13 protein-coding genes are annotated in these 15,156 nt (G+C 71.4%); 5 read left to right on the top strand and 8 right to left on the bottom strand.

Translation table 11 applies throughout. The features are described from left to right. Nucleotides 1-11: 11 nt before the first annotated feature. Together EXE45_RS09500 and rnhA are read right to left on the bottom strand one after the other, a co-directional pair. A complete protein-coding gene (locus tag EXE45_RS09500) occupies nt 12-761 on the bottom strand; it encodes a hypothetical protein (protein ID WP_137694183.1) in 750 nt (249 codons plus the stop codon). Continuing rightward, nucleotides 748-1,344 carry a ribonuclease HI gene (gene rnhA / locus EXE45_RS09495; RefSeq protein WP_092920805.1) on the bottom strand — a complete coding sequence of 199 codons (597 nt, stop codon included), beginning with the start codon at nt 1,342-1,344 and terminating at the stop codon, nt 748-750. Before rnhA ends, EXE45_RS09500 begins: the two co-directional genes overlap by 14 nt. 133 nt (nt 1,345-1,477) lie before the next feature. On the opposite strand from rnhA, the gene EXE45_RS09490 reads away from it, so the two are divergent. The 3 genes from EXE45_RS09490 (at nt 1,478) to nreA (ending at nt 4,870) form a co-directional block, all read left to right on the top strand. After that, nucleotides 1,478-2,473: a transcription initiation factor IIB family protein gene (locus EXE45_RS09490; RefSeq protein ID WP_092920804.1), complete on the top strand. Its 996-nt coding sequence runs from the start codon at nt 1,478-1,480 to the stop codon at nt 2,471-2,473. A 57-nt stretch (nt 2,474-2,530) separates the two neighbouring features. Continuing rightward, nucleotides 2,531-3,457, top strand: coding sequence for a hypothetical protein (locus tag EXE45_RS09485; RefSeq protein WP_092920803.1), 927 nt, complete (start codon nt 2,531-2,533; stop codon nt 3,455-3,457). An 84-nt stretch (nt 3,458-3,541) separates the two neighbouring features. After that, nucleotides 3,542-4,870, top strand: a complete 1,329-nt coding sequence (gene nreA / locus EXE45_RS09480) for a DNA repair protein NreA (protein ID WP_137694182.1) — start codon at nt 3,542-3,544, stop codon at nt 4,868-4,870. A gap of 294 nt (nt 4,871-5,164) precedes the next feature. Here nreA and EXE45_RS09475 read toward each other — a convergent pair whose 3' ends face one another. Further along, nucleotides 5,165-5,461: a rubredoxin-like domain-containing protein gene (locus EXE45_RS09475; RefSeq protein ID WP_137694181.1), complete on the bottom strand. Its 297-nt coding sequence runs from the start codon at nt 5,459-5,461 to the stop codon at nt 5,165-5,167. A gap of 344 nt (nt 5,462-5,805) precedes the next feature. Beyond that, a complete protein-coding gene (locus EXE45_RS09470) occupies nt 5,806-6,801 on the bottom strand; it encodes a radical SAM protein (RefSeq protein WP_092920800.1) in 996 nt (331 codons plus the stop codon). Nucleotides 6,802-6,926: 125 nt separating this feature from the next. Here EXE45_RS09470 and EXE45_RS09465 point away from each other — a divergent pair, with 125 nt between their 5' ends. Together EXE45_RS09465 and EXE45_RS09460 are read left to right on the top strand one after the other, a co-directional pair. After that, the gene (locus EXE45_RS09465; RefSeq protein ID WP_137694180.1) at nt 6,927-7,646 is read left to right on the top strand and encodes a DUF6517 family protein; all 720 of its coding nucleotides are present in this window, start codon (nt 6,927-6,929) and stop codon (nt 7,644-7,646) included. A 173-nt stretch (nt 7,647-7,819) separates the two neighbouring features. After that, nucleotides 7,820-8,929, top strand: coding sequence for a DUF373 family protein (locus EXE45_RS09460; RefSeq protein ID WP_092920798.1), 1,110 nt, complete (start codon nt 7,820-7,822; stop codon nt 8,927-8,929). A gap of 31 nt (nt 8,930-8,960) precedes the next feature. On the opposite strand, the gene EXE45_RS09455 is transcribed toward EXE45_RS09460, so the two are convergent. The 4 genes from EXE45_RS09455 to EXE45_RS09440 all read right to left on the bottom strand — a co-directional run bounded on the left by EXE45_RS09455 (nt 8,961) and on the right by EXE45_RS09440 (nt 15,156). Next, the gene (locus EXE45_RS09455; protein ID WP_137694179.1) at nt 8,961-10,016 is read right to left on the bottom strand and encodes a hypothetical protein; all 1,056 of its coding nucleotides are present in this window, start codon (nt 10,014-10,016) and stop codon (nt 8,961-8,963) included. Nucleotides 10,017-10,128: 112 nt separating this feature from the next. After that, nucleotides 10,129-11,190 carry a phosphotransacetylase family protein gene (locus EXE45_RS09450; protein ID WP_092920796.1) on the bottom strand — a complete coding sequence of 354 codons (1,062 nt, stop codon included), beginning with the start codon at nt 11,188-11,190 and terminating at the stop codon, nt 10,129-10,131. Then, entirely contained in the window at nt 11,183-13,357 is a 2,175-nt protein-coding gene (locus EXE45_RS09445; protein WP_137694178.1) for an acetate--CoA ligase family protein, read from the bottom strand. The genes EXE45_RS09450 and EXE45_RS09445 overlap by 8 nt, the downstream gene beginning before the upstream one ends. A gap of 89 nt (nt 13,358-13,446) precedes the next feature. Next, nucleotides 13,447-15,156, bottom strand: coding sequence for a PAS domain-containing sensor histidine kinase (locus tag EXE45_RS09440; protein ID WP_092920794.1), 1,710 nt, complete (start codon nt 15,154-15,156; stop codon nt 13,447-13,449).

Below are 15,156 nucleotides of genomic sequence, written 5' to 3'. Positions count from 1 at the left end.
ATGAGCCGCCGCTACGCCGGATCGTCGGCGGAACCGTCGACGTCGGCGGAGTCATCGGCAGGGTCGTCGATGTCGCCGGCGACCGACTCGATCACGGACAGCGACTCGTCGACGGCGTCGAGCTGCTCGTCGGTCGGCCACCCGTTCCGGACCAGGTACTCCTCGCGGAACTCGGCGCGCATCGCCGGCGTGGCGTCGTCGACCGGGCGGACGTAGTGGTTGCTCATGAACGCCGCGAACGTCTCCGCGGTCCGGGCGTGAACGTCCGGCTCCCGATCGGCGACCGCCTCGGCGACCGCTTCGTTGTACGCGGCCACCTGGCGGTAGCGGTCGGCGTCGCCGGGACCGGACAGCGACACCTCGACCGCGCGGTCGGTGTCCTCGACGCGGTCGAGCCGGACCGTTCCGTCCTCCATCCACTCGTCGGGGTACAGCACGAGCGCGTCGTCCTCGTCGCGGACGCGCGCGGTGTAGCCGTACTCGGCGGCCAGCGCGTCGCGCCGCTCCCGGTACTGGCCGGCCGCCTCTTCGATCTCCGGCGTCGGCTCCGCGGACTCGGCCTCGCGGGCGAGTCGCGTGAGCCGCTCCGCCTCGTCGACCGCCGCGACCGGCACGTCCGGGACGCGCTCGTCGTCGGGGTGGGGATCGGCGTCGTCCTCGTCGGCGGGGCCGTCCGCCTCCGCGTCGGCTTCCTCCGCCGCCATCATCTCGCGCGCCCGTTCCTTCGCCCACTCCGGCGGATCGTCGTCAGTTCGCGTCATCGAGTGCCTCGTTCGCCAGATCGTCTGCGCGTTCGTTTATCTCCCGCGGTACGTGCGCGATCGACCAGCGGTCGAACCGTTCCAACAGCTCCCGGGCGCGGACTCGTCGCTCGCGGAGTTCCGGGTCGTTGGCGTCCCACTCGCCGCGGATCTGCTTGACGATCAGTTGGGAGTCCCCCCGCACGTCGATCGCGTCGAAGCCGTACTCGTCGGCCCCCTCCAGCGCGCGGATCAGCGCCGCGTACTCGGCCTGGTTGTTCGTCGCGCGGCCGATGCGCTCGCCGCCCTCGGCGACGACGCCATCGGACGCGACCAGACACCACCCGACCGCGGCCGGCCCCGGGTTCCCGCGGGAGGCGCCGTCGAAGTAGACGTGCGCGCGGCCGCCGCCGTCGCGGAGCAGAGCGGTCAGTCGGGTGGGGTCGCTCCCCTGGACCACGACCTTGTCGTCGTACGCGACCGCGACGGCCCCGTCGCGCTCGGCGCGCCACCGCTCGTGGGGCGTGTTCCCCTCGTCGATCCGGACGCCCTCGCCCGCGAGTCGCTCGCGCGCGGCGGCTGGGTCGCAGTCGATCGTCGGCATTCGTTCGAACTCCGTGCCCGCCGGACAAAGGGCTGTCCGTCCGCCGTCGAGTTGAGCGGCGGGACCGAGCGTGATATCGAACCACACACTAACGAACTTTTAAGTTAAACCATTTCGATAGCATATAAATGCGATGACACGGCCCACCCGGCAACGGGATCACGACCGGCAGCGCGTGGGGGACGAAGACGCCGAGGAAGACGAGGTCGACGTCGCGGAGATCGAGGACGTCGACGAACTGGACCCCGAGGACTTCGATCCGGAGGATCTCACCCGGACGGCCGACGGGGAGCTGATACACGAGGAGACGGGGATGATCATCGAAGACGAGCAGATCGATCCCGGCCCGGAGTGGCGCGCGTTCAACCACTCGGAGCGGCAGGAGAAGTCGCGCGTCGGCGCCCCGACGACGAAAACGATGCACGACAAGGGGCTGACGACGACCATCGACTGGAAGGACAAGGACGCGTACGGTCGCTCCATCTCGTCGAAGAAGCGGTCGCAGATGCACCGGCTGCGGAAGTGGCAGGAGCGCATTCGAACGAAGGACGCCGGCGAGCGCAACCTCCAGTTCGCGCTCTCGGAGATCGACCGGATGGCGAGCGCGCTCGGCGTCCCGCGGTCGGTTCGCGAAGTGGCCTCCGTCATCTATCGACGCGCGCTCAACGAGGACCTGATCCGCGGCCGCTCCATCGAGGGCGTCTCCACCGCCGCGCTGTACGCCGCCTGCCGCAAGGAGGGGATCCCCCGGAGCTTAGAGGAGATCTCCGAGGTCTCGCGCGTCGACCGCAAGGAGATCGGCCGGACGTACCGCTACATCTCTCAGGAGCTCGGCCTCGAGATGCGCCCGGTCGACCCGAAAAAGTACGTGCCGCGGTTCTCCTCCGAGCTGGAGCTCTCCGAGGAGGTCCAGTCGAAGGCCAACGAGATAATCGAGACGACCGCCGAGCAGGGGCTGCTCTCCGGGAAGTCGCCGACCGGCTACGCCGCCGCCGCCATCTACGCGGCCTCGCTGCTCTGTAACGAGAAGAAGACTCAGCGCGAGGTGGCGGACGTCGCGCAGGTCACCGAGGTCACCATCCGCAACCGGTACCAGGAGCAGATCGAGGCGATGGGGATCCACAGCTAACGGGCCGGGGCCGACGGGAGGCGTACGGTTTTTTCGCTCGGTCACGGATCACGACACATGCTCGTCTGCGGAACCCACAACGGGCTGTATCGGCTCGACGGGCCGCACGGCGACCCGGTGCGGGTCGCCGCGTGCGGGCGCGTTCGCGAGGTCGTCCGGAGCGGCGACGCCCGGATCGCCGCGACCGCCGAGGGGCTGTACCGCTCGACCGACGGGACCGAGTGGCACCGGCTCGACGGCCCGGACGGCCCGGTCTCCGTGCTCGCCGGCCCCGAGACCGTGCTGGTCGGGACGGGCTCGATCGACGTGCTCCGGGCGCGGCCGGCGGCCGACGGCGACGGGTGGCGCTTCGACCCGGTCGGCGACCTCGACGCGCATCCGCACGGCGAGCGGTGGCGGGACCGCGCGCCCGGGGCGTCGCCGAGCGTCAGGACGCTGGCGGTCCACCCGGAGAACGGCGTGCTCGCGGGACTCGAACCCGGCGGCGTCTACGCGTTCGACGGCGACTTCTGGCGGCGGTACGGGCGGGGCGTCCACGACGACGTCCACGACCTGCGCGTACTCGACGGCGGCGCCGTCGTCGCCGCCACCGGGAACGGGCTCTACCGGACGGACGACGGCGACCGGTGGTACCGGCTCGACACCGACTTCCGCGACTTCTGGGCGAACTACTTCCGCGAGGCGGTCGTCCGCGACGGCCGACTCTACGCGGGGGCGAACCGCTGGGGGCCGGAGGCGCCCTCGGGCGTGACGCTGTCCGGGCCCGTCGACGGCGACGGGTTCGACGCCGACCCCGTGCCCGCCGCCGAGCCGGCGTTCGTCGCCTCGTGGGCGGTCGCCGACGGGACGCTCGTCGGCGGGACGCTGCGCGTCGACGAGGACGGGTTCGCGGGCGGGGAGCCGACGCCGCTGGTCGTCCGCGAGGACGGCGCGTGGCGCACGGGCGCGACGCTACCGGCCGGCGTGACGTCACTCGCGACCTGAGCGGCGGGCGACGCGCCGCGGGTCGGGACGAAGCCCCGCCCGCCGCCGACACCGTCAAGTCGCGCTCGGCCCTACACGAAACGAATGCGGCTCGACGAGTTCATCGAGTTCGAGGCGAACGAGCGCGCCGAGCGGCGGCGCCTCGCCGCGGAGAAGGATTACGGGATCGTGGACCACCTCGACTCCTTCGAGCGCCGCTTCGACGAGCACGTCTCCGACGACGCCGTCGTCGGCAGCGTCTCGCCCTCTATCTTCGTCGGCCGCGCGGACTACCCGAACGTCTCGACCGGGCTCCTCTCGCCGGTCGGCCGCGAGGAGCGCGCCGCGGCGTTCGAGACCTCCGCGGCGTGGTACGACGAGGGCGTCTCCATCTCGGACGTGTTCGACCGGCGGACGAGCCTGCTCAACTCGACCCGCGGGGTCGACGTGGCGGACGCGGGCGCGACCGGCGGAGTGAAGTCGGTCGGCGGCGCGAGCGGCCCGGCCGAGAGCGTTCACGACGCGTGGGACGGCTGGCTCGGCGTTCAACGCGAGGTCGCGATCGCGGACCGCCCGGTCGACGTGGAGATCGGTCTCGACGGCCGGCCGGACCTCGACTTCGAGGTCGGGACCGAGGACATCAAGACGCCGACCGGCCCGCGCGCTGCGGCGCGGACCGCCGACCTCGGCGAGAACCCCCACGTCCCCCGACCGGTACAGAAGACGCTCGAGGACGACGACTGGCGCGCCGAGGGGGCGATGACGTACCTCTACCGCCGCGGGTTCGACGTGTACGAGATCAACACGATCCTCTCGGCGGGCGCGCTCGGCCGCGGCGAGAACCGCCGGCTCGTCCCGACGCGCTGGTCGATCACGGCCGTCGACGACACGGTCGGCCAGTTCCTCCGCGGGTCGATCCGCGACGACCCGACCGTCGACCGGATCGAGGTCCACCGCAACGAGTACCTCGGCAACGCGTTCTGGGTGATCCTGGTCCCGGGCCGGTGGGAGTACGAGCTCGTCGAGATGAAGTCGCCGGGGTCGATCTGGAACCCCGACCCCGAGGCCGGCGTCTACCTCGCGGCCGCGAGCGAGGGCCGCGAGGGGCGGACCGGCTACGTCGAGGAGACGGCGGGCGCCTACTACGCGGCTCGGCTGGGCGTCTTGGAACACCTCGACGACCGCGGGCGGCAGGCGAAGGCGCTCGTCTTGCGCCACGTCTCCGACGACTACTGGGGGCCGGTCGGCGTCTGGCAGGTGCGCGAGGCGGTCCGGAACGCGTTCGAGGGCGAGCACGGGGCCGCGGAGACGTTCGGCGAGGCGGTCCGCGGCGTCGCCGACCGCCTCCCCGTCTCGCTCGGGCGCCTCCGCCGGAAGTCGACGATGGCCGCCGGGCTCCAGGCGAACCTCGCGGACTTCGCCGACGCGGACTGAGCCGGCTGGCGGCGACGGTTGTTTATAAGCAACTGTGGGGGCGGTATCGTCTATTTATAAAGAGACGTGCGGTGGCGCGTGCCCGCGAGCGGCCGCCCCCGGCGGCCGTGAGCGGCACCGCGCGAGGGACGCGGCGACCGGAGCGCAGCGGAGGGAGCCGCGAGGCTGGGGAGGCGTGAGGTGCGGTCGCTGTGCGGTGCGGGGCGGGGCTTCGGGGGTGTCAACAGCGTCTATGTAGTCAGCCGCTCACAGATAACAGATACAGACACGGGGGCGCTTCTCACGGTAGTCGTCTCAGTCCTCGGCCCAGTAGTACAGCTCCTCGCGGGGCGCGTCGCAGCTCGGGCAGTTCGCGGGGAGCTGGTCGCCGATCTCGCCCATCTCGCCGCACTCCCAGCAGCGCCACATCACGTAGGCGGTGCCGAACACGTCGCGCGCGTCGGTGAGCGTCAGCGTGTCCGTGCCCGACGGCGACGCGACGTAGAAGCCGTCGTCGTCGACCCCGCGGATCGACCCGAGGCGCTCGCCGTCCTCGTTGTACACCTCCTGCCCGATGCTCACGTTCGCGAAGACGGGTTCTTCGGAAGCCATACGCGGCCGTACGCGCTGATCCCTTATAAGTGTGGGAGCAGATAGCACGCCACGTTCGAGATTTCGACCGCCGCTCGACAGGGAACACCGCCAAAGCCCCAGCCGCGACGACTCGCGGCTGCCCCTTCGAGCCCCGCCCCGCACCGCACAGCGACCGCACCTCACGCCTCCCCAGCCTCGCGGCTCGCTCGGGTCTCCCTCCGGTCGCCCCGTCGCTCGCCGCGTCCCTCGCGCGTGCCGACTCGCGGCCTCCGCTTCGCTCCGGCCGCTCGCAGGTGCGCGCCACCGCCGTTCCTACGGGTACCGAACGAGAATCGCCGTCAGAAGAACCAAGATCCGTCCGTTCAGGCGACCGGGGTGCGCTCGACGACGGTCCCGTCGACGGTCGGGTACTGCTCGACGATCTCGCCCTCGTCGAGGTCGCCGTCCTCGACCATCTCCTCCAAGAGCCACCACGCCACTTCGACGTGGTCCGACTTGACGGTGTAGAACTGCTCGGGGACGCCGAGCGCCTCGAAGCGCTCGGGGGCGGCGAACGCCTTCCCGTAGACGAGCGTGCCGTCGTCGGTCACCTCGTCGAACTCGCGACGGATGTTCTTCGCCATCCGCTTCAGGCGGTTCCGGTGTTGGGCGGCGTCTTTGAACACCGACGTACAGAAGTACACCTTCTCGTGGCTCGCCATCTCCTCTAAGATGGCGTCCTTCGACCCCTCGACCGCGGACATGTGGCCCTCCTGAAGCTCGAAGCCCTTCTCTTGCATCCGGCGGTAGTTCCCGTCGGACATCTCGAACTCGTTGATGTTACAGAACTCCGCGGCGCCCTCGTCGAGGAACTCCAGGAACTCCGGCTCCGCGCGGATGCCGGGGATCTCGAAGGCCGGCGTGAGCCCCTCCTCGCGGGCGATATGGAGTATCTCCTCCCACTCGGTGCCGTGCATGTCGCCCCACAGCTCGAGGGGCGGGTGGAAGCGGATCTCGTCGAGACCCGCCTCCGAGAGGCGGCGCATGTTCTCGCGGCCGCCCGTGATCCCGGTGTAGAGGTGGGTGTGGTGGTCCTCGCCGAACTCGTCTTTCAGCAGTTCGAGGTACCGGGTCGTCTTCGCCATCGCCTCCTGCGGTTCGCCGCCGGTGATCGAGGTGCCGAGCGCGCTCATGCGCTTAGCCTCCTCGATCACGTCTTCGTCCGACTCAACCTTCCGCTCGTTGGCGTACACGTCGGTGACGTTCTTCCGGTTCTCTCCGAGGGGGCAGTAGAAGCAGTCCCGCTGGTCGCAGTAGCCGTAGACGAACAGCACCATCTTCCCGCCCTTGGCGCACTGTTCACAGCCCTTGGAGATCATCTGTCTCTCGTTACCGGCCGCGGCCTGAAAAAGCGTCCGAACCGCGCGTTGCCGGGAGACCCGTTGTCACGGGCGCGAGTAGACCGGACACAAAGTATGTACCCCCGCCGCGGCCAGTGGCGCCCATGGACCGAGACCCGACCGCCGACGACGCCGAGCACAGGGCAGCGAGCGACGCGATCACGCGGCGCCGGGCGCTCGCGGTCGGCGGCGCCGTCGGGCTCGCGAGCCTCGCCGGCTGTACCGCGCTGGACGTGGCCACCGGTGAGGGGCCCGCGGAGTTCGCGGCCGGCACCGCGACGGTCGCCGACGCGACCCTCTCGGAGAGCGGGTACGAACTCAACGAGGTGTCCGACGACGTGATCGCCCGGGAGGTGGAGGTGGCCGGGCGGACCCGCGAGGTGCGCGTGACGAACACCGTCGCCGAGTACGACAAGGCCGTCGAGCTGTTCGGCGAGCGCTACCAGGCCGCCGTGTTCGCCGCGGTGACGACGCCGCAGATCGAGGTGCTCGGTCGGGCGCTCAACCCGATCGCCGAGATGGGTACCCGCGAGCGCGCCGACCTCATCCTGCGCCGGTACGAGGGGGTCGGCGACCTCGAGCGCGGCTCGGAGTACTCGACCGAGGTCCTCGGGTCCGACGCCGCGGTCGTCGTGTACGCGGCCGACGGCGAGATCGCGGGGACCGGCGCGACCACCGAGCTGGAGCTACACATCGGCGAGCCGGTCGGGGTCGACGACGACTTCGTCCTCCCGCTGGCGGCGTATCCGGCCGCGTTCAGCGACGGCGAGAACGTCCGCCGGATGATGAACGGGCTCGAACACGAGCCGAACGAGGGGAGCTGACGGCGCGGGTCGGCCGCCGCGTCGGACGCGGGGAGCTGACGGCGCGGGTCGGCCGCCGCGTCGGACGAGCGCAGACCGACGCCGACCGGGACCCCGCCCGGCGCGGGCGCCGGCGTCGCGCGACCGCGCCGCGAGCCGAAAACATATGCCGTCCCCCGGCGTAGCTTCGAACGATGCTGCTCGTCCTCTGCGTCGACCTCGACGACGACCTCGGCCGCAAGACGGGGATCCCAACCCCCGTCATCGGCGACGAGGACGTCACCGAGGCCGCGGTCGCGCTCGCGACCGCCGACCCGGAGGACTCCGACGTCAACGTCCTCTTCCAGGGCGTCAACGTCCACGACGAACTCGCCGCCGAGGGCGAGGCCGTCGAGGTCGCGGCCGTCACGGGCGTCGACGGCGCCGACGTGAAGGCGAACCGGGCGGTCGGCAAGGAGGTCGACCGCGTGCTCGCGGAGCTGTCGACCGGCGAGGAGGTGTCCGCGGTCGTGATCACCGACGGCGCCCAAGACGAGTCCGTCCTCCCCGTGATCCGGTCGCGGATGCCGATCGACGGGATGCGGCGCGTCGTCGTCCGCCAGGCGCAGGACCTCGAATCGCTGTACTACACGATCAAGCAGGTCCTCGCCGACCCGGAGACTCGCGGCACGATACTGGTCCCGCTCGGAGTCCTCCTCTTGATCTACCCGCTCGTCGTCGTGGCGAACCTCTTCGACGTCGCCGGCGCGGCGGTGCTGGGGATCCTCTCGGGCGGGGTCGGCCTCTACTCGCTGTTCCGCGGGCTAGGGCTCGAAGAGACCGTCGACGGCACCGCCGAGACCGTCCGCAACGTCCTCTACACCGGGCGCGTGACGCTCGTCACCTACGTGGTCGCGCTCGCGCTCGTCGTCGTCGGGATCGTTCAGGGAGTCGACACCGTCGACGCCGTCCGCGGCGTCCGCGGCGGATCGCTCGCCGCCGGGACGGCCCTCGCCGCGTTCGTCCACGGGCTCGTCCAGTGGCTCAGCGTCGCGGGCGTCACCTCCAGTCTCGGGCAGATCACCGACGAGTACCTCGCCGGGCGGTTCCGGTGGCGCTACCTCAACGCCCCCTTCTACGTGGCGTCCATCGCCGTCGTACTGTTCGCGGTCTCCGGGTTCTTCCTCCCGGAGGCGCCGGGCGTGACGGCGCTCGGGCTCTCGGAGCTGGCGATGGCGCTCGCGGCCGGGACGCTCATCGGCGTGTTGAGCACGCTCGCGTTCGCGGTGGCGGAGTCGCAGCTCCCCTCCGCGGAGCCGGTGTGAGGGGAAAGAGGTGGCAAAAAGGACGGCGCCGTCAGCGCGGCGTCCAGGAGTCGCACGCCTCCATGTCGTCCATGAGCTCGTCGTAGTGAGCGCAGTAGGGGCGCATCCCGTCGTCGGTCCGGACGTAGTCGAACTCGGCGCAGTTGCCGCAGTACGCGTCGCCGGGCCCGTCTCGGGCGGCGGGGGAGCCGGGAGCGGGCCCGGACTCCGGTGCCGCCGGCGACGACGGGACATCCGTCGACTCCGCCTCGTCGAGCGGCGAGGTGATGTCGCTCTCGGCGCTGCCGCCGTCGCTCACGCCCGGTGAACCGGGACCGGAGCGGCCGGCGGCGCGGGACCGTCCCGTCGAACTCGTCCGTCCGCGCGCGCCCGACGCACCGGAGTCGACCGCCTCCCCGGAGCCGGGAGCGGGTCCGGACGAACCGCTCGACGAAGACGGGGTCGAGCCCCGCGCCGCGGAGTTCTCGGCGCCGCCGTCGTCCGGGCGGTTCGTCTGCGTCTCGACGTCGCCGTCGGGGGTGCCGCCGAGGAGGCCGACGCCGCCGCGGCTCCCCAGTTGGTCGCGGGGCACCTCGACCACCTTCGTCTCGCCCTTGTGGGTCACCTCCATCGAGACGGTGCCGCCGGGGTCGTTGCGGGTCTTGAAGTTCGCGACGCCGACAAACACGCTCCACAGCGTCGTCGCGGCGCCGAGGAAGTAGACGCCCGCGGTCGGGAGCGTCAGGTCGGTCAGTTCCGGACGCGGCCCCCCGACCCACTGCTGGGGGTACGCGTGCGCGAACAGCGCCACACCGAGACACATGACGGCCGCGCCGACGAACGCCGCGGCGTAGGTGTTGCGGTCGGCCGGGAGGACCGCCATCACGCCGAGCAACACGAGCGGGACGCCGACGCCGCCGACGATCCCGCCGACCTCCCGCGCGGTGCCCGCGGTGTAGCCCGCCGGTAGCACCACCTCGGCCGCCACGAGGATCCCCACGACGAGGAGCAGCGCGCCCGCGACGAAGGATCCCACACCGAGGTACAGCCGATGCGGGTCGACCCCGGAGCGCCCCCGTCCGCCGTACGCCTCCGAGAGACTGGTCATAGGCGGGGTACGTCGTCCACCGTGAAAACAGTACGTCAGACGATCACGGATCGCGGGCGAACGCGGCGGCCCGAACAGGGGGCCGCGGGCGAACCGAACGGGGACTCCCGCCTCAGACCAGCGCGTCGACGTCGACGTGGGCGTCGAGCAGGTCGGCCATCCGGTCCACCGTCCGGACGTCGCGGGTGCGCCCGCCGCGGACGACCTCCTCGGCCCGGTCGATGGCCGTGACCGTGTCGGTGTTGACGGCGAGGACCGGCTTGCCGGCGTCGGCGGCCTTCCCCAGCACCGCGCCGGAGGGGCGGTGTCCGCCGGTGAGGACGAGGCAGGCGACCCCGGAGGCGTCGAGCGCCGCGGTCTGGACGTCCGCGCGGTCGCCGCCGGTGATGACGGCGGCGTCGCGGGCGCGCCGGAAGTAACGGAGCGCCTCGTCGCCGCCCATCGCGCCCACGAGGAAGCGCTCGACGAACGCGTCGGTGGGCGCGTCGGTGAGGAGTTCGGCGCCGAGCTCGTCTGCGAGTTCCCCGACCGTGACGCCCGCTAACTCCTTCTCGTACGGGAGCGCGCCGAAGACGGTGATCCCCTTCGACTCGAGGAACGGGATCCCGTCCTGGTCGAGCGACTCGAAGGCGTCGTCGGACACCTTGTTGAACACGACGCCGGCGAGGCGGTCGCCGAACGCGTCGGCGGCCGCAAGCACCTCGTCGAGGTCGTTCGGCGAGCCGTACTCCGCGACGAGGACGACCCGCGCGTCGAGCAGCTCCGCGACGTCGACGTCGGTGAGGTCGACGACGCCGCCGGTCGTCCAGCTGCCGCCGCCCTCGACGAACACCCGGTCGTTGTCGGCCGCGATCCCGTCGTACTCCTCGCGGATCCGGTCGCGGAGCGCGTCCGGGTCCTCGGTGCCGCGGATCGCGCCCTCGACGAACGTCGGGGAGTAGACCACCGGCTCCATCTGGTGCATCTCGGCGTCTAAGCCGAGCACCTCGCGGGCGAGCATGGGGTCCTGATCGAGGGTCTTGCCGACGTTCGACTGGAGCCGGGTCCCCTTCGGTTTCATGTAGCCGACGCTGCGGTCGCGGTCGGCCGCGAGCCGCGCTAAGGCGACGGTGATCGCTGTCTTTCCGGCGCTGTCTCCGGTCGCGGTGACGAGTGTGGTGGGTGTGTCAGTCATCGGTGGGTTCCTCCGCGTCGAGCGGCTTCGGATCGGTCTCCGCGTCGGTTCCCGGCGGGTCGAGTGCCTCCGGGTCGACGGTGAGTCTCACGTCGACGGCGGCGGCGTTCGTGCCGCCGTCGTCGTCGGGCAGTGCGACGAGGGGGTTGATGTCGAGCTCTAAGATGGCCGGGAAGTCGGTGACCAGCTGCGAGAGCCGGCCGATCGTCTCGATGACGGCGTCGACGTCGACGGGGTCGCGGCCGCGGGCGCCCCGCAGCAGCGGCGCCGACTGGATCTCCTCGGTCATCTCGCGGGCCTCGGGCTCGGAGACGGGCGCGACGCGGAAGGTGGTGTCCTCCATCACCTCCACGAAGATGCCGCCGAGCCCGAACATCAGCAGCGGGCCGAACTGCGGGTCGCGGTTCATCCCGACGATCGTCTCGACGCCGTCGTCGAGGTCGACCATCTCCTGGACCTGAACGCCGAGGACGGTCGCGTCCGGCTGGTAGTTCCGCGCGCGGGTGATCAGGTCCTCGTAGGTGTCGGCCACGTCGTCGTCCGCGACGCCGACGGCGACGCCGCCGATGTCGGACTTGTGCAGGATGTCCGGCGAGACGATCTTCATCACCACGTCGCCGTCGACCCCGGCCGCGACCTCGCGGGCGCGCTCGGGCGAGTCGACGATCTCGCCGGCCGGCGTGGGGATGCCGTACGCGTCGAGCAGTTCCATCGCCTCGACGCCGAGGCGGTTGTCGTCGCGGTCGCGCACCGCGTTCAGGATCTCGCGGGCGCGTTCGCGATCGACGTCGAACGACATTGGCGGCGCGTACTCGCGCGCCTTGATGTCGCGGTAGCGCGCGAGCGTCGCGAGGCTGTCGATCGCGCGGGCGGGATCGAAGTAGCAGGGGATCCCCTTCGACTGGAGCCGCTGTTTCGGCTCGCGAGTCCGGTCGCCGCCCATCAGACAGGCGGCGACGGGCGCGTCCATCTCGTCGCTCACGTCGGTGATCGCGTCCGCGAGCTCGTCGAAATCGATCGTCGCCGTCGGCGCGGCCAACACCATCGCGGCGCCGACGTTGTCGTCGGCGACGGTGATCTTGAGCGCCTCGCGGAACCGCTCCACGTCGGCGTCGCCGATCACGTCGACCGGGTTGTGGATGTTCGCCTCCTCGGGCATCGACTCCGCGAGCCGGTCGGTCGTCCCGGCCGTGAACGAGGCCATGTCGAGGTCGGCGTCGCCCACGGCGTCGGTCGCCATCACGCCCGGGCCGCCGGCGTTCGTGACGACCGCGACGCTGTCGGTGTCGGGAAGCGGCTGGCTGCCGAGGATGCCCGCCGAGTCGAACAGCTCGTCGACCGACTCCGCGCGGATGACCCCCGCCTGGTCGAGGCCGGCCTCGTACGCCTTGTCGGAACCCGCCAGCGTCCCGGTGTGCGAGGAGGCGGCCTGCGCGCCGGCGCTCGTCCGTCCCGACTTCACGGCGACGATCGGGGTGTCGCCCGTCGTCTCGCGGGCGGTCTCGATGAACTCGCGGCCGTCCTCGATCCCCTCGAGGTAGCCGATGATCACGTCGGTCTCCTCGTCGTCCCCCCAGTGGTCGACGAAGTCCGTCTCGTCTAACACCGCCTTGTTCCCCAGCGAGACAACGTCCTTGAACCCGATCCCGTTGTCGTTGGCCCAGTCGAGGACCGCGGTGACGAACGCCCCCGACTGGCTCATGAAAGAGAGCCCGCCGGGGAGGGCGTTCTCGGGGCCGAACGTGGCGTTCATCCCCGAGGGCGTCGACATGATCCCCAGGCTGTTTGGGCCGACGAGGTTCAGGTCGTACTCGTCGGCTAGCTCCGCGAGGCGACGCTCCCTCGCCGCTCCGTCCTCCCCCGTCTCGCCAAACCCGGCGGTGATCACGACGACGTTGCGGACCCCCGCCTCGCCGCACGCCTCGATGGCGTCCAACACGATCGAGGGGGGAACGACGACGACCGCGACGTCGGCGTCCGCGTCGGCGACGTCGTCGACGCAGGCCGTGCCGAGTACCTCGTCGTAGTTCGGGTTGACGGGGACCGTGTCGCCGTCGAAGTCGTCGAGGAGATTCGACGTGACGGCGCGGCCGACGGCGCCCTCGCGGGCGGTGGCGCCGACGACGGCGACCCGGTCCGGGTCGAACAGCTCGTTGAGCGTACCCATCAACGCGGGAGTACGCGAAGCGGCGGCTTAAGATCGGTGGGAGGTTCTTCGAAATCGGGTCCTACGGTGAACGATCGATCGGGTTCAGGTCAGGGGTCGGTCGATCCCGGGGATCGCTCGGAGGGTGCGTCGGCGTCGTCGGCCCCGCGGTCCGCGGCGGACGCGGCGACGGCCCCTTCGCCGGCGTCGGATTCGGCGGCGACGGCCCCCTCGCCGGCGTCGGATTCGGGAGAGACCGTCTCCGAGCCGGCGACCGGCGCCGTCGCCCCGCCGTCCGGCTCGGTCGAGACCGAACTGACCGCCGAGCCCGCCGGGCGCCCGCGCTCCGCCACCGAGAAGGAGGGGTCGCAGTCGGCGTCGGGGACGCTGATCGTCACCTCGTTGCCGTCGGGGCCGGCGTCGAACGCGAGGTCGCCGCCGGAGCGGTCCGCGATCCAGTAGACGAGCCACAGCCCCATCCCACCGGTGTGTCTGAGGTCGTCCATCTTCCACCGGTCGGTGATCGGGTCCCGCTCGGCCGCCGGGATGGGGGGCGCGTCGTCCCCGACCGCGATCTCGACGCGGTCGTCGGGCGCCGTGACCTCGACCTCGACCGTCGCCGCCCCCTCCGCGTGTTCGATCGCGTTCTCGATCAGCTCGGCGATCGCGTAGTCGAGCTCGGGGTGCGTGAACGCCCGCGCGTCCGCGGGACAGGAGACCGCGACGTCGGCGGGCGAATCGCGCGCGTCCCCGACGGCGTCCGCCACCGCGCGCTCGACGAGCGGGGCGACCCGGAGCGGCTGCGGCGGCTCGTGCTGGCGGAGGAGGTCGATCACGCCGCGCTGCTTCTCGGCGGTGGTGAGCAGGTCGTCCGCGACGCGGCGGACCGTCTCGGCGTGGTCGATCAGGTCGGCGGCGAGTTCGGCCAGGTCGACGTCCGGGGGATCCGGTTCGTCGCCTCCGGACGCCGTCGCCGCGGCGCCGACGGCGTCGTCGACCCGGTCGGCGATCCGCTCCGCCGTGCCGTCGACGATGTTCATGTCGTTGCGGATGGTGTGCCGGAGCAGGTTGTCCATCACCGTGAGCTGTCGCTCACGGCGGTACTCGTCGGTGACGTCGCGCGCGAACCCGGTGACCGCGACCACCTCGCCGTCCTCGACGACGGGGCGGGCGGGCACCCGGACCCAGGTGGTCGGCCCGTCGGGCGAGCCGATCCGGTAGTCGAGGTTCGTCGGCTCGCCGGCGGAGAGCCGCTCCATCGAGCGCTCGACGTCCGCCCTGTCGTCGGGGTGGACGGCCTCTAAGAACTCTCGCGGCCGCGCTTCGAGCGTGTCGGGGGCGATCCCGAACACCGACTCGACCGCGCCGTTGACGAACAAAAGCTCCGTCCAGTCGGCGTCGAACATCCACAGCACGTCCGGCGAGGTCGAGGCGATGGTCTCCAGGCGCCGCCTGGACTCGACCTCGAGGGTGATGTCGCGAGAGCTCAGCGCGTAGCCGTCGAGCCCGGTGTCGGCGGGCGGGAACACGCGGGTGCGGAACCACACCCAGTCGCCGTCGGCGGTCTCGTAGCGGTACTCCAACGGGGCGTCTGTCTCGTCGCCGTCGGCGACGAGCGCCTCGAACGCCGCCCGGACGCGGTCGGTGTCGTCGGGGTGGACCAGCTCGAACGCGTCCGTCCCGACGAGCTCCTCGGGGTCGAACCCGAGCAGATCGCGCGTGGCCGCGTTGAGGTACCGGAACCGGCCCGCCTCGTCGATCACCGCAAGCTTGTCTTGCGCGAGATCGAGAAGGGTCTTCGGCTCCGGCGGGCGAGACAT

Origin of the sequence: Halorubrum sp. SP9 (genome assembly GCF_005435015.1) — an archaeon.
GTDB classification, from domain to species: domain Archaea; phylum Halobacteriota; class Halobacteria; order Halobacteriales; family Haloferacaceae; genus Halorubrum; species Halorubrum sodomense.
This window is presented reverse-complemented; position numbering and strand designations above follow the sequence as displayed.

Coding starts and splice junctions, on each gene's coding strand:
- EXE45_RS09500 (WP_137694183.1), bottom strand. CDS start 761: ATGACGCGAACTGACGACGATCCGCCGGAGTGGGCGAAGGAACGGGCG.
- rnhA (WP_092920805.1), bottom strand. CDS start 1,344: ATGCCGACGATCGACTGCGACCCAGCCGCCGCGCGCGAGCGACTCGCG.
- EXE45_RS09490 (WP_092920804.1), top strand. CDS start 1,478: ATGACACGGCCCACCCGGCAACGGGATCACGACCGGCAGCGCGTGGGG.
- EXE45_RS09485 (WP_092920803.1), top strand. CDS start 2,531: ATGCTCGTCTGCGGAACCCACAACGGGCTGTATCGGCTCGACGGGCCG.
- nreA (WP_137694182.1), top strand. CDS start 3,542: ATGCGGCTCGACGAGTTCATCGAGTTCGAGGCGAACGAGCGCGCCGAG.
- EXE45_RS09475 (WP_137694181.1), bottom strand. CDS start 5,461: ATGGCTTCCGAAGAACCCGTCTTCGCGAACGTGAGCATCGGGCAGGAG.
- EXE45_RS09470 (WP_092920800.1), bottom strand. CDS start 6,801: ATGATCTCCAAGGGCTGTGAACAGTGCGCCAAGGGCGGGAAGATGGTG.
- EXE45_RS09465 (WP_137694180.1), top strand. CDS start 6,927: ATGGACCGAGACCCGACCGCCGACGACGCCGAGCACAGGGCAGCGAGC.
- EXE45_RS09460 (WP_092920798.1), top strand. CDS start 7,820: ATGCTGCTCGTCCTCTGCGTCGACCTCGACGACGACCTCGGCCGCAAG.
- EXE45_RS09455 (WP_137694179.1), bottom strand. CDS start 10,016: ATGACCAGTCTCTCGGAGGCGTACGGCGGACGGGGGCGCTCCGGGGTC.
- EXE45_RS09450 (WP_092920796.1), bottom strand. CDS start 11,190: ATGACTGACACACCCACCACACTCGTCACCGCGACCGGAGACAGCGCC.
- EXE45_RS09445 (WP_137694178.1), bottom strand. CDS start 13,357: ATGGGTACGCTCAACGAGCTGTTCGACCCGGACCGGGTCGCCGTCGTC.
- EXE45_RS09440 (WP_092920794.1), bottom strand. CDS start 15,156: ATGTCTCGCCCGCCGGAGCCGAAGACCCTTCTCGATCTCGCGCAAGAC.